Origin of the sequence: Halopseudomonas sp. MFKK-1, from assembly GCF_027474385.1 — a bacterium.
GTDB classification, from domain to species: domain Bacteria; phylum Pseudomonadota; class Gammaproteobacteria; order Pseudomonadales; family Pseudomonadaceae; genus Halopseudomonas; species Halopseudomonas aestusnigri.
Genome location: NZ_CP114836.1, coordinates 1,420,600 through 1,446,636 on the forward strand (window position 1 = coordinate 1,420,600; position 26,037 = coordinate 1,446,636).

Annotated in this window: 35 protein-coding genes; 10 read left to right on the forward strand and 25 right to left on the reverse strand. The window is 62.2% G+C overall.

The genetic code is table 11. From position 1 onward, the window contains the following. Positions 1-8: 8 nt before the first annotated feature. On the forward strand, positions 9-590 hold the full coding sequence (locus O5O48_RS06490) for an NnrU family protein (protein ID WP_269688472.1): 582 nt from the start codon (positions 9-11) through the stop codon (positions 588-590). 463 nt (positions 591-1,053) lie between these two features. On the opposite strand, the gene O5O48_RS06495 is transcribed toward O5O48_RS06490, so the two are convergent. The 3 genes from O5O48_RS06495 to O5O48_RS06505 form a co-directional block, all read right to left on the reverse strand. Then, the gene (locus O5O48_RS06495; protein WP_269688473.1) at positions 1,054-2,145 is read right to left on the reverse strand and encodes a polyamine ABC transporter substrate-binding protein; all 1,092 of its coding nucleotides are present in this window, start codon (positions 2,143-2,145) and stop codon (positions 1,054-1,056) included. After that, positions 2,142-3,194, reverse strand: a complete 1,053-nt coding sequence (locus O5O48_RS06500; RefSeq protein WP_228247067.1) for a histone deacetylase family protein — start codon at positions 3,192-3,194, stop codon at positions 2,142-2,144. The genes O5O48_RS06495 and O5O48_RS06500 overlap by 4 nt, the downstream gene beginning before the upstream one ends. A gap of 134 nt (positions 3,195-3,328) precedes the next feature. Next, positions 3,329-4,390, reverse strand: coding sequence for an AraC family transcriptional regulator (locus O5O48_RS06505; RefSeq protein WP_269688474.1), 1,062 nt, complete (start codon positions 4,388-4,390; stop codon positions 3,329-3,331). Positions 4,391-4,547: 157 nt separating this feature from the next. On the opposite strand from O5O48_RS06505, the gene O5O48_RS06510 reads away from it, so the two are divergent. Both O5O48_RS06510 and O5O48_RS06515 read left to right on the forward strand, forming a co-directional pair. Further along, positions 4,548-5,702 (forward strand): C4-dicarboxylate ABC transporter, encoded by a 1,155-nt coding sequence (locus O5O48_RS06510; RefSeq protein WP_434006954.1) that lies wholly within the window; start codon positions 4,548-4,550, stop codon positions 5,700-5,702. A 69-nt stretch (positions 5,703-5,771) separates the two neighbouring features. Beyond that, the gene (locus O5O48_RS06515) at positions 5,772-7,418 is read left to right on the forward strand and encodes an FMN-binding glutamate synthase family protein (RefSeq protein WP_269688475.1); all 1,647 of its coding nucleotides are present in this window, start codon (positions 5,772-5,774) and stop codon (positions 7,416-7,418) included. A 9-nt stretch (positions 7,419-7,427) separates the two neighbouring features. Here O5O48_RS06515 and O5O48_RS06520 read toward each other — a convergent pair whose 3' ends face one another. Together O5O48_RS06520 and O5O48_RS06525 are read right to left on the reverse strand one after the other, a co-directional pair. Further along, a complete protein-coding gene (locus tag O5O48_RS06520) occupies positions 7,428-8,420 on the reverse strand; it encodes a DUF2891 domain-containing protein (protein ID WP_228247063.1) in 993 nt (330 codons plus the stop codon). 1 nt (position 8,421) lies between these two features. Further along, a complete protein-coding gene (locus O5O48_RS06525) occupies positions 8,422-8,850 on the reverse strand; it encodes a hypothetical protein (protein ID WP_228247062.1) in 429 nt (142 codons plus the stop codon). Between the two features lie 85 nt (positions 8,851-8,935). Here O5O48_RS06525 and pip point away from each other — a divergent pair, with 85 nt between their 5' ends. Continuing rightward, on the forward strand, positions 8,936-9,907 hold the full coding sequence (pip, locus tag O5O48_RS06530) for a prolyl aminopeptidase (RefSeq protein WP_228247061.1): 972 nt from the start codon (positions 8,936-8,938) through the stop codon (positions 9,905-9,907). Position 9,908: 1 nt separating this feature from the next. Then, a complete protein-coding gene (dtd, locus tag O5O48_RS06535; RefSeq protein ID WP_228247060.1) occupies positions 9,909-10,346 on the forward strand; it encodes a D-aminoacyl-tRNA deacylase in 438 nt (145 codons plus the stop codon). Between the two features lie 106 nt (positions 10,347-10,452). Here dtd and O5O48_RS06540 read toward each other — a convergent pair whose 3' ends face one another. The 3 genes from O5O48_RS06540 to O5O48_RS06550 form a co-directional block, all read right to left on the reverse strand. Further along, positions 10,453-10,797 (reverse strand): GlpM family protein, encoded by a 345-nt coding sequence (locus tag O5O48_RS06540; protein WP_228247088.1) that lies wholly within the window; start codon positions 10,795-10,797, stop codon positions 10,453-10,455. A 177-nt stretch (positions 10,798-10,974) separates the two neighbouring features. Next, positions 10,975-11,562, reverse strand: a complete 588-nt coding sequence (locus tag O5O48_RS06545) for a 2-hydroxychromene-2-carboxylate isomerase (protein WP_269688476.1) — start codon at positions 11,560-11,562, stop codon at positions 10,975-10,977. A 21-nt stretch (positions 11,563-11,583) separates the two neighbouring features. Continuing rightward, entirely contained in the window at positions 11,584-12,315 is a 732-nt protein-coding gene (locus tag O5O48_RS06550; RefSeq protein ID WP_269688477.1) for an SDR family oxidoreductase, read from the reverse strand. Between the two features lie 107 nt (positions 12,316-12,422). Here O5O48_RS06550 and O5O48_RS06555 point away from each other — a divergent pair, with 107 nt between their 5' ends. After that, positions 12,423-12,902 carry a winged helix-turn-helix transcriptional regulator gene (locus O5O48_RS06555; RefSeq protein WP_228247057.1) on the forward strand — a complete coding sequence of 160 codons (480 nt, stop codon included), beginning with the start codon at positions 12,423-12,425 and terminating at the stop codon, positions 12,900-12,902. 10 nt (positions 12,903-12,912) lie between these two features. Here O5O48_RS06555 and O5O48_RS06560 read toward each other — a convergent pair whose 3' ends face one another. From O5O48_RS06560 to O5O48_RS06585, 6 genes are all read right to left on the reverse strand, one after another. Beyond that, a complete protein-coding gene (locus O5O48_RS06560) occupies positions 12,913-13,245 on the reverse strand; it encodes a DMT family transporter (RefSeq protein ID WP_228247056.1) in 333 nt (110 codons plus the stop codon). A 131-nt stretch (positions 13,246-13,376) separates the two neighbouring features. Next, the gene (locus O5O48_RS06565) at positions 13,377-13,757 is read right to left on the reverse strand and encodes a VOC family protein (RefSeq protein ID WP_228247055.1); all 381 of its coding nucleotides are present in this window, start codon (positions 13,755-13,757) and stop codon (positions 13,377-13,379) included. 123 nt (positions 13,758-13,880) lie between these two features. Beyond that, positions 13,881-14,303 carry a GFA family protein gene (locus tag O5O48_RS06570; protein ID WP_269688478.1) on the reverse strand — a complete coding sequence of 141 codons (423 nt, stop codon included), beginning with the start codon at positions 14,301-14,303 and terminating at the stop codon, positions 13,881-13,883. 103 nt (positions 14,304-14,406) lie between these two features. Beyond that, on the reverse strand, positions 14,407-15,036 hold the full coding sequence (locus tag O5O48_RS06575; RefSeq protein ID WP_269688479.1) for an SDR family oxidoreductase: 630 nt from the start codon (positions 15,034-15,036) through the stop codon (positions 14,407-14,409). A 79-nt stretch (positions 15,037-15,115) separates the two neighbouring features. Beyond that, positions 15,116-15,418, reverse strand: coding sequence for a DUF2845 domain-containing protein (locus O5O48_RS06580; protein WP_269688480.1), 303 nt, complete (start codon positions 15,416-15,418; stop codon positions 15,116-15,118). 102 nt (positions 15,419-15,520) lie between these two features. After that, positions 15,521-16,444: a hypothetical protein gene (locus O5O48_RS06585; protein WP_269688481.1), complete on the reverse strand. Its 924-nt coding sequence runs from the start codon at positions 16,442-16,444 to the stop codon at positions 15,521-15,523. A 228-nt stretch (positions 16,445-16,672) separates the two neighbouring features. Between O5O48_RS06585 and O5O48_RS06590 the strand changes: the two genes are divergently transcribed. Then, a complete protein-coding gene (locus tag O5O48_RS06590; RefSeq protein ID WP_228247050.1) occupies positions 16,673-17,020 on the forward strand; it encodes a hypothetical protein in 348 nt (115 codons plus the stop codon). Positions 17,021-17,133: 113 nt separating this feature from the next. On the opposite strand, the gene O5O48_RS06595 is transcribed toward O5O48_RS06590, so the two are convergent. The 11 genes from O5O48_RS06595 to ubiE all read right to left on the reverse strand — a co-directional run bounded on the left by O5O48_RS06595 (position 17,134) and on the right by ubiE (position 24,159). Next, positions 17,134-17,430 (reverse strand): hypothetical protein, encoded by a 297-nt coding sequence (locus tag O5O48_RS06595; RefSeq protein ID WP_269688482.1) that lies wholly within the window; start codon positions 17,428-17,430, stop codon positions 17,134-17,136. A gap of 262 nt (positions 17,431-17,692) precedes the next feature. After that, positions 17,693-18,037: a hypothetical protein gene (locus tag O5O48_RS06600; protein WP_269688483.1), complete on the reverse strand. Its 345-nt coding sequence runs from the start codon at positions 18,035-18,037 to the stop codon at positions 17,693-17,695. A gap of 225 nt (positions 18,038-18,262) precedes the next feature. Further along, on the reverse strand, positions 18,263-18,970 hold the full coding sequence (locus tag O5O48_RS06605) for a 16S rRNA (uracil(1498)-N(3))-methyltransferase (RefSeq protein WP_269688484.1): 708 nt from the start codon (positions 18,968-18,970) through the stop codon (positions 18,263-18,265). Continuing rightward, positions 18,967-19,743 carry a twin-arginine translocase subunit TatC gene (tatC, locus tag O5O48_RS06610; RefSeq protein WP_233048490.1) on the reverse strand — a complete coding sequence of 259 codons (777 nt, stop codon included), beginning with the start codon at positions 19,741-19,743 and terminating at the stop codon, positions 18,967-18,969. The genes O5O48_RS06605 and tatC overlap by 4 nt, the downstream gene beginning before the upstream one ends. Continuing rightward, the gene (tatB, locus tag O5O48_RS06615; RefSeq protein WP_088276117.1) at positions 19,730-20,104 is read right to left on the reverse strand and encodes a Sec-independent protein translocase protein TatB; all 375 of its coding nucleotides are present in this window, start codon (positions 20,102-20,104) and stop codon (positions 19,730-19,732) included. Before tatB ends, tatC begins: the two co-directional genes overlap by 14 nt. A 21-nt stretch (positions 20,105-20,125) precedes the next feature. Beyond that, entirely contained in the window at positions 20,126-20,359 is a 234-nt protein-coding gene (tatA, locus tag O5O48_RS06620) for a Sec-independent protein translocase subunit TatA (protein ID WP_233048489.1), read from the reverse strand. A gap of 27 nt (positions 20,360-20,386) precedes the next feature. Continuing rightward, entirely contained in the window at positions 20,387-20,716 is a 330-nt protein-coding gene (locus O5O48_RS06625) for a phosphoribosyl-ATP diphosphatase (RefSeq protein WP_088276119.1), read from the reverse strand. After that, entirely contained in the window at positions 20,709-21,125 is a 417-nt protein-coding gene (gene hisI, locus O5O48_RS06630; RefSeq protein WP_088276120.1) for a phosphoribosyl-AMP cyclohydrolase, read from the reverse strand. The genes O5O48_RS06625 and hisI overlap by 8 nt, the downstream gene beginning before the upstream one ends. A gap of 54 nt (positions 21,126-21,179) precedes the next feature. Continuing rightward, a complete protein-coding gene (gene ubiB / locus O5O48_RS06635; RefSeq protein WP_228247042.1) occupies positions 21,180-22,778 on the reverse strand; it encodes a ubiquinone biosynthesis regulatory protein kinase UbiB in 1,599 nt (532 codons plus the stop codon). Next, complete coding sequence (locus tag O5O48_RS06640) at positions 22,775-23,398, reverse strand: ubiquinone biosynthesis accessory factor UbiJ (RefSeq protein WP_269688485.1); 624 nt, start codon at positions 23,396-23,398, stop codon at positions 22,775-22,777. Before O5O48_RS06640 ends, ubiB begins: the two co-directional genes overlap by 4 nt. Beyond that, positions 23,398-24,159: a bifunctional demethylmenaquinone methyltransferase/2-methoxy-6-polyprenyl-1,4-benzoquinol methylase UbiE gene (ubiE, locus tag O5O48_RS06645; protein WP_228247040.1), complete on the reverse strand. Its 762-nt coding sequence runs from the start codon at positions 24,157-24,159 to the stop codon at positions 23,398-23,400. Before ubiE ends, O5O48_RS06640 begins: the two co-directional genes overlap by 1 nt. 160 nt (positions 24,160-24,319) lie before the next feature. Between ubiE and O5O48_RS06650 the strand changes: the two genes are divergently transcribed. The 3 genes from O5O48_RS06650 to O5O48_RS06660 all read left to right on the forward strand — a co-directional run bounded on the left by O5O48_RS06650 (position 24,320) and on the right by O5O48_RS06660 (position 25,983). Next, positions 24,320-24,595 carry a polyhydroxyalkanoic acid system family protein gene (locus O5O48_RS06650; protein ID WP_269688486.1) on the forward strand — a complete coding sequence of 92 codons (276 nt, stop codon included), beginning with the start codon at positions 24,320-24,322 and terminating at the stop codon, positions 24,593-24,595. Positions 24,596-24,790: 195 nt separating this feature from the next. Further along, on the forward strand, positions 24,791-25,201 hold the full coding sequence (locus O5O48_RS06655) for a phasin family protein (RefSeq protein ID WP_228247038.1): 411 nt from the start codon (positions 24,791-24,793) through the stop codon (positions 25,199-25,201). Between the two features lie 20 nt (positions 25,202-25,221). Next, the gene (locus O5O48_RS06660; RefSeq protein ID WP_233048486.1) at positions 25,222-25,983 is read left to right on the forward strand and encodes a phasin family protein; all 762 of its coding nucleotides are present in this window, start codon (positions 25,222-25,224) and stop codon (positions 25,981-25,983) included. The last annotated feature ends 54 nt before the right edge of the window (positions 25,984-26,037 follow it).

Below are 26,037 nucleotides of genomic sequence, written 5' to 3' on the forward strand. Positions count from 1 at the left end.
GTACCGTGATGCTGCTGCTGATTCTGGGCCTGATTCTGTTTCTGGGCATGCACTCCGCCCGCCTGTTTGCCGCTGAAAAACGCGCGTCCTTCATTGCCGCCAGGGGACCATTGGCCTGGAAGGGTATTTACGCACTGGTCTCGATCATCGGTTTTGTACTGATCATCTGCGGCTACGGCCAGGCCCGCGTGAGCCCCACCTGGCTGTGGATCTCGCCGGTGTGGACGCGCCATCTGGCTGCGCTGCTGACCATCCCCGCATTTATTCTCATCGCTGCGACCTATGTTCCCGGCTCCTGCATCAAGGCGCGGGTTGGCCATCCGATGCTGCTGGGCGTGAAGTTCTGGGCGCTGGCGCACCTGATTGCCAACGGCACGTTGGCGGATCTGCTGCTGTTCGGCGGCTTCCTGGCATGGGCCACCGCGCTGTTTGTGGTCTCACGCAAGCGTGATCGTGCTGCCGGTGTCGGCTACGGCAAGGGCAAGCCGGTGATGGACGCGGTGGTTGTGGTGGTCGGTCTGGTGGCCTGGGCGGCCTTTGCTTTCTACCTGCATGGCGCCTGGATCGGGGTCAAGCCGATGGGAGTGTGATTCCGGCAGACATAAAAAACCCGCAGTGATGCGGGTTTTTTGTTGTTTGGTCGGGAGCTTCAAGGTGATCTTCCCTTTCGTTTGACCGTTTCCTGCACTTAGCTGTTGCCGAGTTAGACTTTCGCCTTCCCGGCGAGCCAAGGGGGGCTGCTTGCCCAGCCCCCCTTAGCAATCCCCCCGGGCACCCGACTACGCGGCCCTGCGGGTTCGCTGCGTTGCTCGATTTATCGGGGAGCCACAAAACTCGGGGGCTCCGCCCCCTCAGACATCCTGTGGCTCTTTTTCCCGACAAATCTGCGCTACTCGCCCGCGTAAACGGGATGAACCCCGGTGCCCACTCCACCATGCGAGCATTTGGCAAATCGCCCTGGATTTGTACTACGGTGCATCTCCTGTGCCTGATCGGAAAATCAACAAAAAACCGCATCACTGCGGTTTTTTGTTGGCTAGGACAGCTCCGGTCTTATTGTCCGGTCTTGATCCGGTTCCAGGCACGGGTACGCACGCGCTCGGCGGCCAAAGGCAGCGGTTTGAGGGTAAACAGGCGGGCCTGTACCTCGGCCGGCGGATAGGCGCCGGGGTTGTTGCGCAGGCTTTCGTTAACCAGTTCGGTTGCCGCAGCGTTGGGGTTGGCGTAGCCCACCAGGTTGCTGATTTCGGCAACCACTTCGGGTTTGAGCAGGTAGTTGATGAAGGCGTGGGCTGCAGCCGGGTTGGGTGCGTCCTTCGGAATCGCCATCAAATCGAACCAGACCTGTGCGCCTTCCTTGGGAATCCGGTATTCCAGATGAACGCCGTTATTTGCTTCCTGAGCACGGGAGTTGGCCTGCAGGATGCTGCCGGACCAGGCGACTGCTACGCAGATTTCGCCGTTGGCGATGTCGTTGAGAAAGCGCGAGGAGTTGAAGTAGCGCACATACGGCTGGATCTTGCTCATCATGGCGACTGCGGCGTCGTAGTCTTCGCTTCGGGTGCTGTTCGGGTCCAGACCCAGGTAGTGCAGCGCGCCCGGCAGAATTTCTGACGGCGAGTCGAGGAAGGCAACGCCGCACTCGGCCAGCTTTTCCATGTTTGCCGGGTCGAATACCAGCGCCCAGGAGTCGACCGGGGCGTCGTCACCCAAAACGGCGCGGACTTTCTCCGGGTTGTAGCCGATACCGTTAGTGCCCCACATGTAGGGCACCGCGTACTGGTTGCCCGGGTCGCTGCCTTCGAGCACCTTCATCAGGTCCTGATTGAGGTTGCCAAGGTTTGGCAGCAGGCGCTTGTCCAGCGCCTGAAAGGCGCCTGCCTGGCGCTGCTTGGCGAGAAAGCTGTCGCTTGGCACCACCACGTCGTAGCCGGACTGGCCCGACAGCAGCTTGGCTTCCAGCACCTCGTTGGAGTCGAAGGTGTCGAGTGTCGGGGCGATACCGGTTTCCGCCTGGAAGCCGTCCAGAGTCGCCTGCGGGGTGTAGTCGAACCAGTTGTAGATCTTCACCTGATCGGCTGCCAGCGCACTGAATGACAGCGCCGCCAGCGGGGCGATCAGCCCCAGTTTGCTTGCCAGTTTCATTGTGCTTCTCCTTGAGTTGTGACGGTTGCGTCAAAAGCGGTGAGGACGTTGACAGCGTTGATGCCGATCTCTTCCACGGCGTAGCCGCCCTCCATGACAAACAGTGTTGGCAGCCCCAGCCCGGCAATCAGCTCGCCCATCTTCAGATAGTCGGGGCTGTCGAGCTTGAAGCTGGAGATCGGGTCGGCCATGTAGGTGTCTACGCCGAGCGAGACGATCAGATAATCTGCGCCGAAGCCGACGATTTGCCGCAGCGCGTCGCGCAGGGCCTGCGACCAGACACTCCAGTCGCTGCCGGCAGGCAGAGGGTAATTGTGGTTGTAGCCGAGGCCGGTACCTTCACCGCGCTCGTCGGCGTAGCCGGCAAAGCACGGATACTCGTTGCGCGGGTCGCCGTGAATCGAGGTGAACAGCACGTCCGGGCGCTGATAGAAGATGTCTTGGGTACCGTTGCCGTGGTGGAAGTCGACATCAAGGATGGCGACCTTGCTGGCGCCCTGGTCGAGCATGGCCTGGGCGGCAATCGCCGCGTTATTCAGGTAGCAGTAGCCGCCCATATAGTCGATACCGGCGTGGTGCCCGGGTGGGCGACACAGGGCGAAGGCGCTCTGGGCGCCCGCACACAAGTGTGCCTGGGCGCTGAGCGCGACCTGCGCGCTGCTGTAGATCGCCTGCCAGCTGCCGGCGGTCAGCGGCGCACCGGCATCAAAGCTGTAGTATCCGAGCTGGCCGTCGATGTCATCGGGGCAGCGCGGCGGCATGCGGCGCGGTGGCCAGGCCAGCGGCAGCATGTCGTGGCTGCGGCCCAGTGCACTCCAGCGTTGCCAGGCGTGCTGGATAAAGTCGACAAACTCCGGGCTGTGGATGCGCTTGATCGGAGCCAGACCGAAGTCCTGCGGCTCGCAGATTGGCCCCAATCCGGTTCGCTTCACCTGCTCCAGCACCATATCGGCGCGCGAGGGTTTCTCGAAGCAGGGCATAAGCTGGCCATTGTTCAATTCGGCGTTGGCGTGGTGCAGGCGATGATCGTCGCTGTAGAACGTCCGCATGATGAATCCTGTGGCTGGTGAGTCGGTTGCCTTCGATCATGGCGTGCACCGTAGCCTCGGGAAATGCTGCAGAGGGACAGAAAAGGGATCGAAACGGACAGGCGATTGACCGCCGAGGTCCGCTTGTGCCCTGGTCAGAATGGGGCGTGCTGGTGTGGCTGACTCTGACGCCAGGCCCGCGGCGTGGTCCCGGACCAGCGCTGGAAGGCGTGGCGGAAGCTGGCGGTTTCGCTGAAGCCGAGCTGTTCGGCGATGGCGTAGATCGGCAGCTGCTCGCGGTTGAGCAGCAGCTTGGCGCGCTGGAACCGCAGCCGGTCAAGCAGTTGCTGGTAGCCGCAGCCGGCACGCTGCAGGTGCCGACGCAGGGTGCGGGTGGTGCAGTGCATCTGATTGGCCAACTGCTCCAGCGTTGGCGGCGCTTCGAGCTGTTGCTCCAGTTGCGCGCTGAGCTGACTGACCAGCGCCGAGGGTTCCGGCCGGAAACTGTCCTGCACGGTCTGGCAGTGGCGTTTGGCTTCAAAGTGGGTGACGGGTTCGGCCAGTGGCAATGTCGCATTCAAGGTGTCAGCGGCAAACACCAGGCGCTCGGCGTCCTGGTCGCACAGCAGGGGGCAGTCACCCAGATAGGTCCGATAGTGGTCACTGTGAGCAGGGGGATTACTGCTCAAGTGTACGGCCTCCAGTTGCAGCCTGGCACCCAGCGCATCATCCAGCATGGCCTTGATCGAGGACAGGCACAGCTCGACGTTGAACAGCCGCAGTGCCGGTGATTCGTGATAGTGATCGGCGCGCAGTGCCAGTTGGCCATTCGGCAGGGTTTCCAGCTGCAACCGGAAGTAACTGCCGAGCAGCACCGGAAAGGCCAGCATGACTTGCAAGGCATCAAGCAGGGTCGGTGCCGACAGCATCGCGTAACCCAGTTGGCCATAGGCCGATACCCGCATGCGCTGGCCGAGCTTGAGGCCGATCAGCGGGTCGCCGGTCAGTGCGACCGTATTGGCGAAGACGGCCTGCTCCTGCTCAGGGGTGATCAGCAGGGCGGGGGTTTGCAGGTCCGCCGAGCCGAGCCCGGAACCGGCCAGGACAGGTTCAACAGGCAGATGGTGTTCTTCCAGCCAACTGGCGATCAGGCAGGTGCTCTGCAGGCTGATCAATCTGCGGTCGGGTGCCTGGCAGGCGGTATCGGGTCGAATCATGTGACTGCACTCGTGTGATGCCTGTTGCCAGTGAAGCACAAAGAGTGCCAGTCATTCTGTTTGTTCGGTAAAGCCGATAAGCAAAACAGGAATTATGCGCTTATATCGATATTAAAGATCATTAGAATGAAATGGAATTTATCGCTGGAGTGCCGCCATGCCCCGCATGCCATTCAACACCCTGTGCTACCGCCCGCTCGTGCAGTTGAGCCACCCAAGGGAGGTCGTTCGTCAGTTCACCCCAAACTGGTTTGCCGTCACCATGGGCACAGGCATTCTGTCGGCTGCGCTGCCGCACCTTGGGTTGCCGGGCGCGGCATTACTGGGTCAGACGCTGTGGCTGCTGAACCTGCTGCTGTTTGCGTTGTTCTTCGGGCTGTATGCCGCCCGCTGGCTGCTGTATTTCAATGAGGCGCGGCGTATCTTCGGCCACGCTACCGTATCGATGTTTATCGGTACCATTCCGATGGGGTTGGCCACCCTGATCAACGGCCTGCCGAGTCACGGTGTCGTCCTCTGGGGCGAGGCCGCGATGACGCTGGCGTTGCCTCTGTGGTGGCTGGATGTGGCGTTGGCGTTGGCCTGCGGTGTTGGCATTCCCTATCTGATGTTCACCCGCCAGGAGCACAGTATCGACCAGATGACCGCGGTCTGGCTGTTGCCGGTGGTGGCTGCCGAGGTCGCCGCGGCGAGTGGCGGATTGCTGATTCCCTGGCTGGCAGCCGAGCAGGCCTATGCGGTACTGGTGACCAGCTACGTGCTCTGGGCCTGCTCGGTGCCGGTCGCCCTGAGTATTCTGGTGATCCTTCTGCTGCGTATGGCGGTCCACAAGTTGCCGCACCGCAATATGGCGGCCTCCAGTCTGTTGGCATTGGGCCCCCTGGGGACCGGTGCGCTCGGGCTGTTGCTGCTGGGTCAGGCAGCAACAGAGGTCTTTGCCGCTCAGGGGCTTTCCAGCGTCGGTGTGGTGGCACACGGCCTTGGGATAGTCAGCGGGTTACTGCTCTGGGGGCTGGGTTTGTGGTGGCTGTTGCTGGCGCTGCTGATCATTTGCCGTTACCTGCGTGAGGGCATGCCGTTCAACCTCGGCTGGTGGGCCTTTACCTTTCCGCTCGGGGTGTATGCGCTGGCGACCCTGACTCTGGGGCAAATGCTGCAGCTCGCCTTTTTTTCGCGCCTTGGAGCCGGGTTGGTCGGCCTGCTGGCACTGCTCTGGGTGCTGGTGATGGCTGCAACCCTGCGTGGCGCCTGGCGTGGCGAGCTTTTTGTCTCGCCCTGCCTTGCCGATCAGGTGGGAGTGCCGGTGCGCTGACCGTGCAGCGCCGCAGCGGATATGTTATCAATCCTCAGGCGCGATGCCCCTGCTGATAAGGATGAGTCCATGCAACCGACTGCGATTCCAACACGTTATCTTACCTGGCTGTTGTGCGTGCTCGGTGCGTTGATCAGTCTGGCTCTGACTGCATTGTCGGCACTCTGGTGGCTGCTGGCGGCACCGCTGCTGGTGTTGGCCCTGGTCGGGCTTTGGGACGTAACTCAGCGTCGGCACACGATCAGCCGAAATTACCCGGTGCTGGCGCACCTGCGCTATCTGCTGGAGTCGATCGGGCCTGAGCTGCGCCAGTACTTTATCCAGTCCGACACCGATGAGCTGCCGTTTTCCCGCGAGCAGCGTAACGTGGTCTATCAGCGCGCCAAGAATGTGCTGGACAAGAAACCCTTTGGCTCGCTGATGTCGATGAACGCAGAGGGTTACGAGTGGCTCAATCATTCGCTGGCGCCGGTACAGATTGCGGACAGCAACTTCCGGGTGCGGGTTGGCAGCCATCCGAAGACCACCCAGCCCTATGATGTCAGCGTATTCAACATCTCGGCGATGAGCTTCGGCTCGCTGTCGGCCAACGCGATTCTGGCGCTCAATACCGGAGCCAGGAAGGGCGGCTTCTACCACGACACCGGCGAGGGGTCGATCTCGCGCTACCACCTGCGCCCCGGCGGTGATCTGGTCTGGGAAATCGGTTCCGGCTACTTCGGCTGTCGCACTCCGGATGGCGGCTTTGATGCCGGGCTGTTTGAGCGCAATGCCCGGTTGCCGCAGGTCAAGATGATCGAAATCAAGCTGTCCCAGGGCGCCAAACCCGGGCATGGCGGCATTCTGCCCGCGGCCAAGGTCTCCGCCGAGATTGCCGAGGCCCGGGGTGTGCCGCAGGGGCAGGATGTGGTGTCGCCCGCGGCCCACTCGGCGTTTCATACCCCACTGGAATTGATGGCGTTCATTGCCAGGCTGCGTGAGCTGTCGGGCGGCAAGCCAGTAGGCTTCAAGCTGGCCATCGGGCACCCGTGGGAGTGGTTCGGCATCGTCAAGGCGATGCTGGAGACGGGTGAGCATCCGGACTTTATCGTGGTCGATGGCGGTGAGGGTGGCACTGGTGCTGCGCCGCTGGAGTTCATCAACCGGCTTGGGACGCCGATGACCGATGGCCTGCTGCTGGTGCATAACACCCTGGTCGGGGCCAATCTTAGGGAAAAAATTCATATCGGTGCTGCCGGCAAGATCACCTCGGCGTTCAATATTGCCCGTACCCTGGCGATCGGCGCCGACTGGTGCAATGCGGCCCGTGGCTACATGTTCGCCCTGGGCTGTATCCAGAGCCTGAGCTGCCACAGTGGCAAGTGCCCCAGCGGTGTCGCCACCCAGGACCCTAGCCGCAGCGCTCGGCTGGATGTGGCCGACAAGAGCGAACGGGTCTACCACTTCCACCGCAATACCGTGCTGGCGCTGGCGCATATGCTGGAGGCAGCCGGGCTGAAACATCCGAGTGAGCTGGGCCCTGAACATGTGATTCGGCGTGTGTCGCGCTACGAAGTACGGCCCTATAGCGAGTTGTTCGAGTTTCTTGAGCCGGGCGTATTGCTGGATGGCCGGGCAGAACTGCACCTGTTCAAAAAGTACTGGGCCCAGGCCCGCGCTGACAGCTTTGCGCCGCCGGACTACATGCTCAAGCTGCGGGAGACCAAGCTGCGCTGAGCGTTGGCGTCACGCGTGCTCACTGGCCGCTTGCTGCGCCAGCATGGCAAAGGTGGCCAGCCAGTGGCTGCCCATGTAGTCGTCCTCAAGGTGATTGATTGCCGCGGCGAGATGGGCTTCGGCCACGGTCAGCAATGTGGGCCGTGCGGCTGATAGCTGAAACCAGCACCAGGCTCGGCTGAGGTTGAGGCCATCGAGATGGGCAAGCTTGCCGTCGCTGCGCTCACTGACGCTAACCGGCCGGAACAGGGTGGCTGGCTGCTGTACGACCAGGTCCGGCAGAAAGGCATCCAGCCAGTCGGCGAAGGTGTTCCCGTCCATGACTTGTTGCATCAGCACCGCCTGCTGCAGTGTCGGAGAGAGAAAGTCCTCACCGCTCGGCTCGCCCCAGGCCGGGCAGCCGCGATCGTTGGCAAACCACGTCAGGCTGCGCTCGCGCAGCAGGCGCTCCAGTTGCTGGTCCTGCGCCATTCTGGCGTATTCGAGGTAGAGCAGCAGGGCGAAGGCGGTGTTGTTATGCTGACCGCTGCGGATGGGGTAGAGCAGGCGCGGCAGGTAGTCCAGCAGGCGCCGACGAATCAAGTCTGCCAACGGTTGCAGCGTTGCTGCGCCGCGCCGCGCTGTCGGCTCGCTGCTGCGCAGCAGTTCGGCCTGCAGCATCAGCAGCCAGGCCCAGCCGTAGGGGCGCTCAAAGCCTTGTCCCTGACGCTCGAAGGTGGTTATTTCAGCGGCGACTGCGTCGTCAGTGATCTGCTTGAGGCGCTGGCGAATGGCGACTGCCTCGGGCAGGTCGGGGGCTCGGTTCAGCACCCTCACCAACAGCCAGTGGCTATGCACGCAGGAGTGCCAGTCATAGCTGCCGCAGAACAGCGGATGGGCCTGCTCGGGTGGCTGCCAGTCGGCTGCACAGTTCAGTCGTTGCGGGCCGCTGTGCGGATAGACGCGGGTGATATGAGCAAGGGCGATGCGTGCCAGAGCGGCGTGATCCGGCTTGGCTGGCATCTCAGCGTACCGGTTGCCAGTTGATGTCACGCAGCAGCCAGCGGCCGTCGACGTCCTCCCACAGCAGGCGAATATCATACTGGCCGGCGCTGTTGGGGATCAGCCGCTCGGCGCCGGTCAGGGTGACGCGGGCCTCGCTTTCGGCACGTTGTTCGTAGCCTGGGTCGATCTCGGTGCGCTGCTGGGTGACCAGCACGTTGATGCGCTGATTGCGCAAGAACATCAGCCGCAGGGTGCGGTCGGCCCAGTCCTGGTCGTACTGACTCTGGGCGATAAACTCGGGATGCAGCAGGTCCATGACGGCGCTGCGGTCGCGCTCCTCGATCCCGCTCTGCAGCTGCTCGATGGCCTGATTCAGGCGCTGGTCCGGGCTGGAAGCCCCGCACCCCAACAGGCTCAGTGCAAGCAGGGCGGCAAGCAGAAAACGCATAGGTGACAGCGGCCTCGCGGGTCAGTAATGTTGGGGCTTCCAATGTAAGGAGCGCGGCGCACTCGTGCCGGTTCAGGGAGCCATCATGCAGCTGTTGTATCCGGAGATCAAACCCTACGCCCGCCACGAACTGGCGGTCACCCCTCCCCATGTTCTCTATGCCGATGAAAGCGGTCAGCCCGATGGCCTGCCGGTAGTATTCATCCATGGCGGACCCGGGGCCGGGTGCGATGCGCTCAGTCGCCGCTTCTTCGATCCGTCGATCTATCGAATTGTCACCTTTGACCAGCGCGGCTGTGGCCGCTCCACCCCGCACGGCAGTCTGGAGAACAACACCACCGCCGATCTGGTCGCCGATATGGAAACCCTTCGCGAGCACCTTGGGATCGACAAGTGGGTGCTGTTCGGCGGTTCCTGGGGCTCGACGCTGGCACTGGCCTACGCCCAGGCGCACCCGGACCGGGTAATGGGCATGGTGCTGCGCGGCATCTTCCTGTGCCGCGAGCAGGACATCCACTGGTTCTATCAGGAGGGCGCCAGCCATGTGTTCCCCGATTACTGGGAAGACTATCTGAGCCTGATTCCCGAGGAAGAGCGTGCCGATATGGTGGCCGCCTACTACCGCCGGCTGACCGGTGACGACGAGATTTGTCGCATGCACGCGGCCAAGGCCTGGTCGGTCTGGGAGGGGCGCTGCGCCACGCTCAGGCCCAGCCCGCAGGTGATCGAACGGTTCAGTGACGCACGCCGCGCCTACGCGATTGCCCGCATCGAGTGTCACTACTTCGCCAACAAAACCTTCCTGGCCCCCAACCAGCTGCTCGACAACATGGACCGGATTGCCCATATCCCGGGCATCATCGTGCATGGCCGCTACGACATGGTCTGCCCGCTGGACAACGCCCACGCGCTGCATCAGCGCTGGCCGGGCAGTGAGCTGAACATCATTCGCGATGCCGGCCACGCCGCCTCCGAGCCGGGCATCGCCGACGCGCTGGTGCGTGCTACCGGCGATATGGCGCGCCGGCTGCTCAATCTGACGCCGCAGGCCGAGTGACATGAAGGGATTGCTGCAACGGGTCAGTCAGGCCCGGGTCGAGGTTGAGGGAGAGATTGTCGGCTCGATTGATCAGGGCCTGCTGGTGCTGGTCGGCATTGAACCGCAGGACGACGAGGCCAGCGCCGACAAACTGCTCAAGCGACTGCTCGAATACCGGGTATTCACCGATGTCGACGGTCGCATGAACGACTCGCTGACCGACGTGCAGGGCGGGCTGCTGTTGGTATCACAGTTCACCCTGGCCGCCGACACCCGCAAGGGCCGCCGCCCCGGTTTCTCCACAGCCGCGCCGCCGGATCGCGCCGAGGTGCTGTTCAACTATCTGGTTGCCAGGGCGCAGGCGCTGCATCCGCAGGTCGCAACCGGTCGTTTTGGCGCCGATATGCAGGTGCATCTGGTCAACGACGGGCCGGTGACGTTTCTGCTTGAGGTCTGAACCGCTGGCGTCGGGACAACGCCGCGCGGGCAGGTTGCGTTACTAGCGTAGGGTGGACAACGCCAAAGGCTTGTCCACCTATTACTGCTGCGCTGACACCAACTGCTCAGACAGCCGGGTAGGTTCGCGTCCAGACGGTCAGCAGCAAGCCGGCCGCCATCGCCCACGCCAGAGCACCGACGGTCAGCGTCACCACCAGCGTGAAGCGTTCGCTCAACAGCACAATCGTGAACAGATACGCCGCATAGGGCAGCAGCGACCAGAGGCCGAAAATGGCGGTGCTGCGCAGATCGCTGGCCAGCCGCTCGCTGCCGACGATGTAGTGGGCGATGATCGCGAAGGTTGGAAACAGCGGCACCAGGCCGGCAATGTAGAAGCTCTTTGTCTTCGCCAGCAGCGCAATCAGCAGCACTGCGAGCGCACCCAGGACGCACTTGAGGGCAAGGGACAGCATGTGGATAGATCCGCAAAGGTAGGGACAGGGAATCCCTGAGCAGGGGCAGGACGCCAGAACGCTGCTCATCGGCGCGAATGTATGCCGCGCCGAGATGGCCGTCAATTGGCTGCAAAGCAGGTTTTGACGGCAGCCGACCAACGGCACCGGAGAGGGTGCCGCCGGTCAGTCGGATCAACTGCGCGCGGCTGCTTCGACCCAGTCCAGGCGGTCCTGGCCAAAGAACATCTCGCCATTGACAAAGCAGGTCGGCGCGCCGAAAACGCGGCGCCCGATCGCTTCCTCGGTGGCACGCTTGAGCTGCTCCTTTACCGCCGGGTCACTGGCTTTGGCCATCACCTCTTCAGGGTCAAACCCGGCCTCGACCAGCACCTTGCCGACGATCTCGGGCTCGCCCATGTTCAGCTCGCTGATCCACATGGCATTGAAGATTGCCGTCAGCAGAGGCTCGAACTGTGGTGTGCCCTGATAGGCGGTAACCGCGCGCATCAGTTGCAGGGTGTTGATCGGGAAGAAGGGGTTCTGGTTCAGGGTGACGCCATAGCGGTTGGCGAAGCGCTGCATGTCGATGCGCGAATAGGCGCCCTTGGCCGGCACGGTTGCCGGGGAGCTGTTGCCGGTGGCCATAAATACGCCGCCCAGCAGCATGGGTTTGTAGACCAGGGTGGCCCCGGTGCGCTGGGCAATCGCCGGCAGCTGGCTCCAGGCCAGATAGCTGGCCGGGCTGCCGACGTCAAAATAAAACTCGATGGTCTTGCTCATGTGTCTCTCTCCGGAGCGGGATTAAAAGGTTTCCATCCACGGACGCAGGTCCAGCTCGTGGGTCCAGCTGTCACGGGGCTGGGCGTGGAGGGCCCAGTACTGGTCGGCAATGTGGTCGGGGTTGAGGATGCCATCCTGGTCCTTTAGCGCATAGCGCTCGGGGAAGTTGTCGCGGATAAAGGCGGTATCGATGGCGCCGTCGATGATGGGATGGGCGACATGGATACCCTGCGGCCCCAGTTCGCGGGCCATGCTTTGGGCCAGTGCCCGCAGCGCAAACTTGGCGCCGGCAAAGGCCGAGAAGCCCGAACCGCCACGCAGCGACGCCGTGGCCCCGGTGAAAATAATGGTGCCCTTGCCGCGCGGCAGCATCACCCTGGCGGCTTCCCGGCCGGTCAGAAAGCCGGCGAACCCGGCCATTTCCCAGACCTTGCGGTAGACCCGGGCAGTGGTCTCGGTAATGCCGAAGCGCACGTTGGCACCGATGTTGAAGATCGCCACTTCAACCGGGCCGATCTCCCGCTCGATGTGCTCGAACAGACCCACCATCTCCTCTTCGCTGCGCGCATCGCAGCCGAAGGCGTGGGCCTTGCCGCCGTCTGCCTCGATCTGGTTGACCAGCTCGCTCAGGCTGTCGGCATTGCGACGGGTCACACAGAGGGTAAAACCTTCCCGGGCGAAGCGACGGGCAATGGCGCCGCCGGTGGCATCACCGGCGCCGATCACGACCGCTACGGGCGCAGTTGCTGTCATGGCATGATCCTCGTTATCTATGGTTCTTTTTTGGAACTGACATGATAGTGGGTTTCATTTTGGAACTTGTCAAGCTACCCTGAGCACATCAACTGGAGGGTCAATACATGCGCTGGGAAGAACTGGGTGAGCAGCCCTGCTCCATGTCTCGCACCTTGGCGGTGGTGGGTGACCGCTGGACGCTGCTGATTCTGCGCGACTGTTTTCTCGGCGTGCGCCGCTTCGACGCGTTTGAACGGCGTATCGGTCTGACCCGTCACCTGCTGGCTGATCGGCTGAAGAAACTGGTCGAGCACGAGGTGCTGGCCAAGGTGCCTTATCAGCAGCGGCCGCTGCGCGAGGAGTATCGGCTGACCGAGAAGGGCATGGCCTTGCACCCGGTAATTTTGTCGCTGGTCAGCTGGGGCGATACCTGGATGGCGGACGAACGTGGTGCGCCCATCGAGCACTATCACAAAGGCTGCGGCCAGCGGATGAAACCGGTGATGGTCTGTTCCGAATGCGCCGAGCCGCTGGGGCCGCGGGATGTGGATGTGCGGCCGGGTGCGGCCTTTGGCGAAGAGGCGGAGAAGTTGCTGGCGGGCTGAGCGGGAGGCTTCAGTGCCCGGCGGTGTTGGAAAACAGGTTGATGACCATGACGCCGCTGATGATCAGCCCCATGCCGATTAGCGCAGGCAGGTCGAGCCTCTGGCCGTACAGGAGCCAGGCCACGACCGATATGAGCACCACGCCCACCCCGGACCAGATGGCATAGGCAATGCCCACCGGAATGGTCTTGAGTGTCAGCGAAAGAAAGTAAAAAGAGACCAGATAGCCAATTACCACAACCACCGATGGCAGCGGTTTGGTGAAGCCAGTGCTGGCTTTCAGGGCGGAAGTGGCAATCACTTCGGACACAATGGCTGTGATCAGGTAGACCCAATGGTTCATGCGTATCGCCTCGGTTGGTCAGGCGATGTTACGCAGGCCGCTGGCGCAGGAACAGACTGTTTTTTTGCGGCGGGTTGTGCGCAATCCGGCGGCTGCGAAAGCCGCCGAACTGCTCAAGGGAAGGGCTTGCCTCAGGGCATGCGATACATCGCACACAGCTTGTTGCCGGCCGGGTCGCGCAGGTAGGCCAGATACAGCTTCATGCCGTTGCCTTCACGTACGCCCGGCGGATCCTCGCAGTCGGTGCCGCCAGCTGCCAGACCGGCTGCGTGCCAGGCATCAGCCTGTTCCGGGCTTTCCATTGCGAAACCGATGGTGCTGCCGTTGCCGCAGCTGGCAGGTTCGCCGTTGATCGGTTTGGTGATCGCAAAGACGCCGGTCGGTGTCATGTAGAAGACGCGGCCCTTTGGATCGGCAAAGCCGGGTTTGCAGCCGATAACGCCCAGAGTGGCGTCGTAGAACGCCTTGGATTTTTCCAGATCATTGGCGCCAAGCATGATGTGACTGAACATCGGGTGATCCCTTTTCGTTGGTGTTGTTTTTACTGGTACGTCAACGCAAGCCTCCGCGTAAGCCGCGCTGCCGTCAATGCCTCCGTAGGGGGAGATTGATCGGCCATAAGGCGTATTTATTGATCAGTCACTGCCGTGCAGCGCGAACAGTTCGTCGCCGGTCAGTTGCTCGGTGCGCTGGGCGAAGCAATAAAACTCGGGTCTCTGGTCAATAAACACTTCTCGGGTCAACTGCCAGTCCTGCTGGTCGTCAAACAAGCCGACCGGAATAGCGTAGAAAGGTTGATCAAGCAGGCGGTAGAACAGGTGGGTGCCGCATTCCTTGCAGAAGCCGCGTTCGGCCCAGTCCGATGAGGCGTAGACGCTGATCTGCTGTGCGCCGTCAAACGCTACCGGCTGGTCGCTCTCGATTGCGAGTAGCGGACCGCCGCCCCAGCGTCGGCAGGTTGCGCAATGGCAGGCGCCTACCTGACTGTGGTTGATGGCGGCGCGCAGGGTGACGGCCCCGCACAGGCAGTGGCCTTCAAGTGTTTTGATCGCTGACATGGCAGGGCTCCCGCTGCTGATACTGGACAGGTTTCAGAATAGCCGAGCCTGCCCGATGCTGCGGCAGGCTGCGTATTTGTCGCCAGTGAAGCAGTGATCCGGATCAGGCGATCAGATCAGCGAAGGGGGTATCGCCCCGATAGAGCTCGTAGGTGATGTTACGGCTTTGCCCGGTCCTGATCACATGGGCAATGATACGCGCGGTATCGGCACGGGAAATATGCTGGCGTTCGGCGTCTTCAGGACGACGGGTGGTGATGCAGCCGGTCGCGGCGTCGTCGGTCAGACGGCCCGGACGCAGGATGGTGTAGGGCACGCCGGAGCGCTGCAGATATTCATCGGCGAAGCACTTGGCTACCAGATAGGGTTTGATTGGCGAGTGGCCGCGATCCGGGTTGTCGGCACCGCGTGAACTGACCATGACAAAGTGCTTGAGGTGGTGCTTGAGAGCGTAGTCAACCGCCTTGCGGGCGGCCCACAGATCGACCAGCAGGGTTTTGTCTGCACCGGTGCTGGCGCCAGAGCCGGCGGTGAAGATAACCCGTTCGCAGCCGACAAAGGCGTGCTCGAAGTCGCTCTCCAGATCGCCTTCGATGATCTCCAGCCCCGCAATGCCGGCCAACTTACCGGGGTTGCGAGTCAGGGCAACGACTTTCAGACCTGCCTGCTGCAGCAGCGGCAGCAATTGCAGGCCGATCTGACCGGTACTGCCGATAACCAGTGTCTTGCTCATGGACAGACATCCTCACGCAAGTGTCGCACCCTCTGCGCGGGTGCGTTTGTTGTTATGGGTGCACCGCCGCCCCTGAGGGTCAGCGGATGCGGGTAATGCGTACCAAGCGGTTGCCTTCGAACTCAAGGCTCTGGTAGTTGCCGTGAATCTGGTAGATCCACTCCTCGATATTCATGACCCGGATACGGTCGTTCAATTGCACGCTGTCGACGTAGCCGATGACCTCGCGCGAGATCGGCTCGCCGCAGGCCTGCAGCACCTCGAACTTGAGGTCGCCCTCATCAACGATACTGGTGCCGCAGCGCAGTGCATGTGCCGGCAGGCTGAATAGCAGGGCCAGGAGCGCTGCAAACAGTGCCCGACGACGCGATCGACTTAACATCCCTAACCTCCTGTCAGTGGGAGTTCGTTTGTCGATACTCCCACCGGCTCCGGCCCGGATGCAAGGGCCGCAACACCAGCAGATGCGCGCCAGTAACCAAAATCAGAGCGCAGCGGCCTCTGCCTCGTAGTTGGCATAGGAGTGCTTGAGGGTGGCGTGGTTGAGCAGCATCTCGGCTTTGAGTACCTCGCCGCTGGCGTCATAGATGCGCGTCAGTACCCAGTAGGACTCGGTGCGCTTGCTCTCGGACAGGGCGACGATCTCGCGGCGGATCAGATAGTCCTCGCCGACCAGCAGCGGGCCGTCGATCATGCGGATTTCCTGATCGGCGAACAGGCCGATAACCGGTTGCTTGACCGGGAAGGCGGCGTCTTTGCTGGTGTACTCGGCGAGTACGCTGACCATCTCGGTCGGAATCACCGCGCGGCCCCAGGGCGTGCTGCTGCCATCGGAATACCAGGGCGAGTTCTCGGTGATGCCGGCCAGCTTCTGGTTCAGCGAGAACGGGTAGAGCTTGCCCATGTGCTGGTCCGGGTCCATGCGGACCTTTTCGTCTACCGCACCCTTCATGCCAACGTGCAGGTCCGACAGAATCACCAGCTTCTCCGGTGCCCGCAGTTTGGCCATGCGTTCGTACAGCAGGCTCTCGCCCGGGGCGGCATCGATGCTGGCGCTGGCCTCCAGGACCGGCGTGCCGTCTGCCTTTTCGGCCCAGCAGCGCACGCGGGTCTGACCCGGAGCGGGGCGCTCAACAAAGGCGCGTACCTGTTCGCCTTCGACCACCATGTTCTGGAAGTGCGAGGAAAAGCAGCCGCGCTCAAACCAGGCCTGGCCCCAGATCTCGACCAGCAACGGGGTGAACTGGCTGAAGTGGGTGGGACCTTCGATCGGGCCGGCGCGAAAGCCCAGTTTCTCGGCCATGCTGTCGTCGTGAATCGAAGAGTGACCGCTGTACTCCTGGTCGGCCAGCATCTGCTTGGGCTCGCGCAGCGGGCCGCAGAGGTAGAGGGGGGTATCGAAACTCATGGGCGGTGTTCCTGAAAAGGGTGGATAGCTGCACGGCGACGGGCACGTGCCTGACTGAACGACCGAGTTTAGGCGGCAGTTCCGGATCGCGGCAAATGCTCTGTGGCGCGCTATTCATCGGGGTTATCGGCGCGGCGCCGGGCGCGCATTGCAGGGTTTGGATAGCAGGTATGGCGGAGTATGATGGCCAGCACGCCGCGGCTGCGGTCTTTGTACAAGGAACTTCACATGAAACTGATCAAGTACAGTGCGCTGCTGGTTGCGGCCGCGCTGCTGAGCGCCTGCGGCGGTCACGACTTCGAGGGTGTCTACGAGAGCCGTGCCGGTTCCAGCAACGACGTGCTGAACGCCTTTGCGGAGATGGCCGGGGCTGACCGCATTGTGATCGGCGACGACTACATCGAGTCCGAGGGCCGGCGCACGACCTTCGACGATATCTTCGAGCGCGAGTCGGCGGGCAAGCGCTATCTGGTGTTCAAGAGCGGCGAAACCGAAGAGGTCTGGACCATCGTCGACGACAAGACCCTCATGCAGGGTAATGAACTGGTCAATATCAAGCTGGTGCGGGTGGAGTAATTCCGTTGTGTCGGATGGCGATTTGAATCGGTAAATACGGGGTCAGCCGCGTGACAACTTATCCACTGCCGTAAGCAGACCGAGCTGGTTTCAATGCTGGTTCACGCGTTGGGTTAAGGTTGTTGGTAGTTGAGCAGCTGCTGGCTGTACTCAAGGTCTGCTGCTGTCGCCTGCGGCTGCATCGACGGGTTGAGCGGGTAGCCCTGGTTGGTTGCCTTCAGTACCACATCTCCGACGCCCTTGGCGTGCACGATCAGGTCCTTCCAGCCGGCGGTCTGCTGCGCTGATACGGCCAGTGGCAGTTGCACAATGGTGGTTTTCGACAGCAGCTCGTAGCCTTCTGCGCTGCCCTTGAATACGAACAGGGTAAAACCCGCGGAGCCGCACCAGTCTGGGCCGAGCGCGTACACCAGCGCGTCATCGAAGCCGTCGGCGTTGAGGTCGACCGTCGCGCTTTGATGGGCCGGGATAGCCGCGTCGAACTGATCGGCAAGCGCCTGCTCAAGCGGTGTTTCCTGGGCGACGCTGGTGCAGGCGGACAGCAGCAGCGCTGTGGCCAGTCCGGTGTACTTCAGGCTCTCTCTCCTCAGCTCCGGACTATGGGTAGCGGATCAGGTTGCGGCGCGGTTCCGCAGTAGCTCGGCGGCCTGCGTTCAGTGCCTTGCCAGGCCTTCATTCCGTTTCTGCATCGGGTTCAGCCGGCCCTTTGAGTTCGTACAGGTTGAGCCGGATGTACAGCGCCATTAATGCGTTCAGCACACTGCTGCAGGCCAGGACGATGTCGCCGGTTTTCAAGCTGGCAGTGATGCTGATAAACGAAGCGACCATGACGGCAGCGTAAGTAAACGGATGTTTGAACCACAGCCCGACGGTGAGCGCCGCGCTGATGACAAATACAATCGCTGCGGCTGGGTAGATGAAGGTCATTGCCAGCGCCAGCAGCGTTGTTGCTCCCTGGATAAGCATAAGGATGCTGTTAAGCACACGCGGTAATGGTGGCAGCGCGAATCTGTCCATGAATGGATTGCTCCTTGTGTGGCCCGGGCTGGCCTTTTGTCTTGCTGCGAGGATAGCCCAGCACAGGGAAGCAGCAAAGTAGCCCTGCTACAGGCCTGCATTCAGCCGGCTCGAGTCAGTGCGTTCTGATGTTCGAGCCTTGTCGCTAGTCGATGTGTCCGGAGCAGGCGTGCAATACTCGTCCCGTGTGATGTGGCCGTTCCGCTGCAAAAAGCGGGGCTGGTTTCAGAACAGGCGTGATATCAGCGCGGTGACCGCCGTCTCCACCCGCAGGATACGGTCGCCCAGTTGCACCGGCTGCATGCCGGCCTCGATCAGTTTGTCGACCTCATAGGGAACCCAGCCGCCCTCGGGGCCGATGGCCAGCGTCAGCGGCTGGTCGATGCCGCGTGGGCAGGCCGGGAAGTTGCCGGGGTGGGCAACCAGCGCCAGACGGTCGTCGATGATGCCGGGCAGGCTGTCCTCGACGAAGGGTTTGAAGCGTTTCTCGATGCGCACCGCCGGCAGCACGGTATCGCGCGCCTGCTCCAGGCCCAGCAGCAGGTTGTCGCGCACCACCTCCGGTTGCAGGAATGGGGTCTGCCAGAAGCTCTTTTCCACCCGCACGCTGTTGAGCAGGATGATCTCGGGTACGCCGAGGGTGGCGCAGTGCTGCAGAATGCGGCGGAACATCTTCGGGCGGGGCATGGCCAGCAGCAGGGTCAGCGGCAGTTTGGCGGGTGGTTGTTCGTTCAGCACGACGTTGAGCAGAGCGCTGTTCTTGTCCAGATCCAGCACCGTGCCCTGGCCCATCAATCCGTTGATGCGGCCGACACGCAGGGTGTCGCCAACGCCGACCTGCTGGATGTCCAGCATATGGGCCAGGCGGCGGCCGCTAAGGCGAACATGGTCCGCGTCGATGAAATCAGTCTCTTCAAGCAGCAGCAGGTTCATGCCTGCGGGCTGTCCTGCTGATCTTCTGACGTGCGCGGGCGAACCATTCGGCTGAACAGGATGCCGACTTCATACAGCAACCACATCGGTACCGCCAGCAGGGTCTGGGAGATCACGTCCGGCGGAGTCAGTACCATGCCGACGGTGAAGCAGCCGACGACCACGTAGGGGCGCGCCTTGCTAAGGCTTTGTACGTCAACGATGCCGACCAGCACCAGCAGCACGGTGGCGACCGGAATCTCGAACGACAGGCCGAAGGCCATAAACAGCGTGAGCACGAAGTCCAGATAGCTGTTTATGTCGGTCATCACCGCCACGCCATCCGGCGCGGCGCTGGTGAAGAAGCCGAACACCAGCGGAAAGACCACAAAGTACGCGAACGCCATGCCGCCGTAGAACAGCAGGATGCTGGAGACCAGCAGCGGGATGGCGATGCGCTTTTCATGCTTGTACAGCCCGGGTGCGATAAAGCCCCAGATCTGATGCAGCACGAACGGCATGGCGATAAACAGCGCGCTGACCAGGGTCAGTTTGAACGGGGTCAGAAACGGCGAGGCCACGTCCGTGGCGATCATGCTGGTGCCGGGCGGCATCAGCGCCCGCAACGGTTCGGAAATGAACGCGTAGATGTCGTTGGCGAAGTAGAACAGGCCGGCAAAGATCAGCAGCCAGATCAGCACGATGCGCAGCAGGCGCGAGCGCAGCTCGGTCAGGTGCGCGACCAGCGGCATGTCACCGGCAGATTTGGCTGGTGGCAGTTCAGGGTTGCTCATGGCGGGTGTCTTGCTGCTCATTGACGGGCTCGGCGCTGGATTTATCGGCGGTCGGGCCAGTTTGCGACGACTGTGTGACGGGCTTGTTACCGCTGGCAGTGTGCAGCTGATTGCTCGGGCTGCCGGCGTTCAGGCCCTGTTTTTCCAGTTCGGCGAGGATGCGCTCGTTGTGCAGCTGCTGACGAATTTCGTCGGCACCGATCTCACGCTCGACCTGGCTGCGCACCTCGGAGAAGCCGCGCTTGATCCGTCCTACGGTCAGGCTGACGGTGCGGATGGCACCGGGCAGCCGTTCGGGGCCGAGTACCAGCAGGGCGATGATCGCCACCACCAGCATTTCCATAAAGCCGATGTCGAACATGAGACGGAACCTGTCGGCGAATTACTGCTTGTTGGACGGAGCGTCCTGCTTGTGCTCTTGCGCCTTGGCGTCGAGCGTTTCTCCCGGCTTGTTTTCGACCGAGGGTTTGTCCTCATCGTTCATCGCCTTGCGGAAACCCTTGATTGCGCCGCCCAGATCGCCGCCGATGTTCTTGAGCCGCTTGGTACCGAACAGCAGTACCACGATGACCAGTACGATCAGCAGTTGCCACAGACTAATGCCACCAAAACCCATGTTTGCCTCCGGGGCCTATTGCCCAGTTTATTTGCTGCGGGACGCCTTTTCTTCCAGACCGGAGAGGTCGAAGCGGCGTGCCAGTTCGTTCAGGATGTCGTCCGGACCGAGGCCGAGATGACTGAGCATGACCAATGAGTGGAACCACAGGTCAGCGGTCTCGTAGATCAGGTCGGACTTGTCGTCGCTGTGCTGACAATCCTTGGCGGCTAGCAGTGTCTCGGTGCACTCTTCACCGACCTTTTCGAGAATCTTGTTCAGGCCCTTGGCGTGCAGGCTGGCAACGTAGGAGGTGTCGGCAGACGCCTGCTTGCGTTGTTCCAGTACGGCAGCCAGTTGGCTCAGGGTGTCAGACATGTTTTGGGTGCTCGTATAACGTTTTCGGGTCCTTGATGACGGCGTCGACGGTTTGCCACTGGCCGTCCTTCAGAACCCGGTAGAAACAACTCTCACGACCGGTATGGCAGGCAATGCCGCCGATCTGCTCGACCTGCAGGATGATCACGTCGGCGTCGCAGTCCAGCCGCAGCTCGTGCAGCTTCTGCACGTTGCCGGACTCCTCGCCCTTGCGCCACAGGCGCTGACGCGAACGGGACCAGTAAATGCCGCGGCCTTCCTGCACGGTCAGCTGGAGGGCTTCGCGGTTCATCCAGGCCATCATCAGGATACGCTGGGTATGTACATCCTGGGCAATGGCGGGAACCAGGCCGTCGGCATCCCAGTGGATGCTGTCGAGCCAGTCACTGGCGGGGGTCGAGTCGGTCATGGCGGGTCGTCTTTGAGTTAATGTCGCAAGTTTGCCAGTTCTGCGGGGTGCTGACTATCCGCGGCGCAGAATCAGCCAGCTTCCCAGTGCGATCAGGCCCCACTGGGCCGGGGCGGCGTCAAGCCAGAGCGCCGGGTCCGCGCCGCCCAGAGCGCTGGCGCCGAAGACCAGCAGAGCGATCCCGGCCAATTGCAAAGGCCAGCGCGAACGCTGTTGCGCACGGGGTTGCTCGGGCGCTCTGGCCAGCTTTCCCAGCGCCTGGTTGGTGGTATCAATCAGGGCCGGTACGCGTTCCAGATGCTGTTGCCAGGTCTTGAGCTGATGCTGCGGCAGCATGCGTTCGCGCATCCAGCGCTCCAAGTAGGGCTGGGCGGTATTCCACAGATCCAGATCCGGATACAGCTGGCGGCCCAGACCTTCGATGTTGAGCAGGGTTTTTTGCAGCAATACCAGTTGTGGCTGCACTTCCATGTTGAAGCGGCGTGCGGTCTGGAACAGGCGCAGCAGCAGCTGGCCGAAGGAGATATCCTTCAACGGGCGCTCGAAGATCGGCTCGCAAACACTGCGGATCGCTGCTTCGAACTCGTTGACCCGGGTATCGGCCGGCACCCAGCCCGAGTCGATATGCAACTGCGCCACGCGCCGGTAGTCACGCTTGAAAAATGCCATCAGGTTGCGCGCCAGATAGCTCTGGTCTTCCGGCGTCAGGCTACCGACGATGCCGAAGTCGATGGCGATGTACTGCGGCTCCCACGGGTGCTTGCGGGAGATGAAGATGTTGCCCGGGTGCATGTCGGCGTGGAAGAAGCTGTCACGGAACACCTGGGTAAAGAAGATTTCGACGCCGCGTTCGGCCAGTTTTTGCATGTCGGTGCGCTGGTCTGCGAGGGCGGCCAGATCGGTCACTGGAATGCCGTCGATCCGCTCCATCACCAGCACCTTGTGGCGACACCAGTCCCAGTGGATGCGGGGGATATATAGCAGCTCGGAGCCCTCGAAGTTGCGCCGCAGCTGCGAGGCATTGGCGGCTTCGCGGTGCAGGTCCAGCTCGTCGAAGATGGTCTTTTCGTAATCCTCGACCACCTCGACCGGGCGCAGACGACGACCATCGGCAGAAATGCGCTCCAGCAGGCGCGCAGCCAGAAACAGCCACTGGATATCCTGATCAATGGTTTCGCCAATGCCCGGGCGAACCACCTTGACCACCACCTCACTGCCATCTTTCAGGCGGGCAGCGTGGACCTGGGCTACCGAGGCGGAGGCCAGCGGCTGGTCGCTGAACTCGGCGAAGACATCCTCAATGCGTTGACCGAGCTGCTCTTCAATCCGTGCCCGGGCCCTGGGGCCTGGGAAGGGCGGTACCTTGTCCTGCAGACGGGCCAGTTCAAGGGCGATGTCTTCGGGCAGCAGGTCGCGGCGGGTAGACAAAATCTGGCCGAACTTGATGAATACCGGGCCGAGGTCTTCGCAGGCCTTGCGCAGCCGCGCGCCGCGGCTCAGGTCGCGCGGGGCCGGTCGCAGACGCCAGGGGCCGAGCTGCAGCGCCAGGCGCGCCAGCCACGGCAACGGCAATGCCAGCAGGATCTGGTCCAGACGGTAGCGGGCGAAGATATGCAGGATGCGCAGCAGGCGCGAAAAGGCGGTGAGTCTCATGCGTCGGGCGAGTCCGGTGCGGTAGGAGTGAGCAACGCAACCCGGGCTTCCAGGCGGTCGAGTTGCAGGCGCAGTGCGTGCAGCTGTTCGGCGCGGGCGCGGGCCTCGGCCTGGCCGACCAGCTGACGGCTCTCTTCGGTCAGGTACTCGGCCAGGGTCTGGCGCAGGCTTGCGCGGCTTTCGCGGCCCCATTGGTGGCTGCGGCGCAGCGCGCTGCCGATGGCGTGACCGGCGACCGGGCCGAGCCAGCGGGCCAGTTCGGCCTCACCGTCGAGCCTGAGGTCGGTCATGATGTTCTGCAGTGTGACCAGCACCTGGCTGTCGCCGACCAGCTCGACGTCCGGCTCCTGCAGCAACGCCTTGCGGTCGCTGCTGATCAGCAGGCGGGCAAGCAGGGCACTGGGCGCGTGCAGTTCGCAGTCGGCGGGCTGTTCGCTGGCGTTGCGCAGGGCAATTTCGCCCTCGGCCGGCAGCAGCCAGAGTTGCCAGCCCGGGTCACGGGCCGAGATCAGCACAGATTTGCCCTGCAGTGCGCCGAGCCGTCTGGCGGTCACACTGTCACGGGCCAGTGCCGCAGCAATGCTGCGCTCGGCCGCCTTGAGCAGCGCAGCCGACAGCATCAGGGTTTGATGCCCCGGTGCAGGGCGACGATGCCGCCGGTCATGTTGTGGTAGGTCACCCGGGCAAAACCGGCTTCTTCCATCATCGCCTTGAGGGTTTCCTGATCCGGGTGCATGCGAATCGACTCGGCCAGATAGCGGTAACTCTCGGCATCGTTGGCGACCAGCTTGCCCATCAGGGGGAGGAACTTGAAGCTGTACTGGTCATAGACCTTGGACAGCAGCTCGCTCTTGGGTTTGGAAAACTCCAGCACCAGCAGTCGGCCGCCGGGCTTCAATACGCGCAGCATTGAGGCGATGGCGGTATCCTTGTGGGTGACGTTACGCAGGCCGAAGGCGATGGTGATGCAGTCAAAGTAGTTGTCCGGGAACGGCAGGGCCTCGGCGTCGGCCTGGACGAAGCGCACGTTGCCGGCGACGCCCAGATCGAGCAGACGGTCACGGCCGACCTTGAGCATGGAGGCATTGATGTCGGCGAGGATGACTTCACCGGTCGGGCCCACCCGTTTGGCGAAACGGCGGGTCAGGTCACCGGTGCCGCCGGCAATGTCGAGCACCCGGTTACCGGTGCGTACACCCGACAACTCGATGGTGAAGCGCTTCCACAGGCGGTGAATGCCGCCGGACATCAGGTCGTTCATGATGTCGTACTTGGCGGCTACCGAGTGAAAGACCTCAGCGACGCGCTGGGCCTTTTCGGACTCGGCGACCGTCTGATAGCCGAAGTGGGTGGTTTTGTCGCTGTCGTGTCGATCGCTCATGGATTCCGTCTGCGCTGGAAAATGTGCCCCATTCTAACCATTTTTTGCCCCCGGAAGCGCTGCCCATTTGCCGCGCCCGGGTTTTGCCGCGGGTGATGACGCCTGTCTTCATTTGCGGCATGCTGACGAGCTTTGCTAACAACACTGGATGGAACAAGCGATGCCGACCGTAGACATTACCCGCGAACACAGTCTGGGCAAGGAAGAGGCGCGTCAGCGCGCCCAAAAGCTGGCCGACAAGCTGGTCCAGAAGCTGGACGCCAAGTGCAGCTGGGAAGGTGACCGCTTGACCTTCAAGCGCAGCGGCGCGGATGGCTGCATCACCGTGTCTGATGCCGACGTGCGGGTACAGGTCAATCTGGGCATGATGCTCACGCCGATGGCCGGCATGGTGAAAAGCGAAGTGCAGAAGGCACTGGACAAGTACCTGGTTTAATTGCTGTGTCATCGTGTCGCAGGCTCCGGCTGTAACGGCTGTCCCAGAGCCTGCGTGCACGTCCTCGCGGACAGGCTGCTCTGCCCGGTCCCGGTTTTTAGTATGTGTTTTCTAATTTTGCTGGGTAAGTTCGTCTTCAAGGATCGGTAACCGGTCCATTGCAGTATCCCAATCTACTGAACTGGAGTTACGAACATGGCCAAGAACACCGCAAAGAAAATTGAAGAAAGCACCGCTGGTTTTGCTGCTGACGTGAAGAAATACGCCCATCAGATCTGGCTGGCAGGCCTGGGTGCCTATGCCAAGGCCGGTAAAGAAGGTGCGGACTATTTCAAGGCGCTGGTAAGCGAAGGCGAAGCCGTCGAGAAACAGGGCAAGGAACTGGTCGCCAGCCAGGTTGAAGCCGCCAACAGCCGCATCGAAACCTTCAAGGAAAAGGTGCAGGAAAAGACCGGCGGTCGCTTCAGCAAGGTTGAAGAAGTATTCGACGAGCGCGTTGCTTCCACCCTCGGTCGCATGGGTATTCCGAGCAAGAAAGATATTGATCAGCTGTCTGCTAAGCTGGATGATCTGAGTGCTGCACTCAAGTCGCTGCAAAGCAAGTAAGGTCACAGAGGAGTTGCTCCATGGCGGGTAAAAAGAAGGACAAGGATCCAAGTTGGGTTGCGGATATCGAAAGTTATTCGCGGCAGATCTGGCTGGCAGGTCTGGGTGCCTACGCCAAGGTCGGGAAGGAGGGCGTGAAGCTCTTCGAAACCCTGATCAAGGACGGAGAGGTTGCCGAGAAGAAAGCCAAGGCCGAGATCGACAAGCAGGTCGACACCCTCAAGGGTAAGGCGAAAGCCGGCAAGAGCCCGCTTGATGAAGCCAAGTCCAAGGCCGAAAAGGCCAAGGGCAAGCTGACAGGCAAGTGGAATGAGCTGGAAGAAGCCTTCGACAAGCGTCTCAACAGTGCTGTTTCCCGCCTTGGGGTGCCCTCACGTGATGAAGTGAAGGCGCTGAACGACAAGGTCGATGAGTTGACCAAGCTGATTCAGGGTATGGCTTCCGGCAAGGCGCCGGCTGCCAAGGTTGCGCCGAAAGCCAGCCCTGCGGCTGCCAAACCGGCGGCGAAACCTGCTGCCAAGCCGGCAGCCAAGCCGAAGACCGCAGCTGCCAAGCCCGCAGCGAAACCGGCCGCCAAGCCAGCCGCGAAGGCCGCACCGAAGCCGGCTGCCAAACCGGCGGCGAAGACTGCTGCGGCCAAGCCGAAGGCACCAGCCAAACCGAAAGCCCCGGCCAAGCCGAAGGCGACTCCGGCTGTTAAGGCACCCGCTGCGGCGACCCCTGCTCCGGCACCTGCAGCGCCCGCTGCGGCACCGGCGGCGGACAAGCCCACCGACGCCTGATTGCGCTCAGTCGTACCGGACCCCGCACTGCTTCGGCATTGCGGGGTTTTTTAT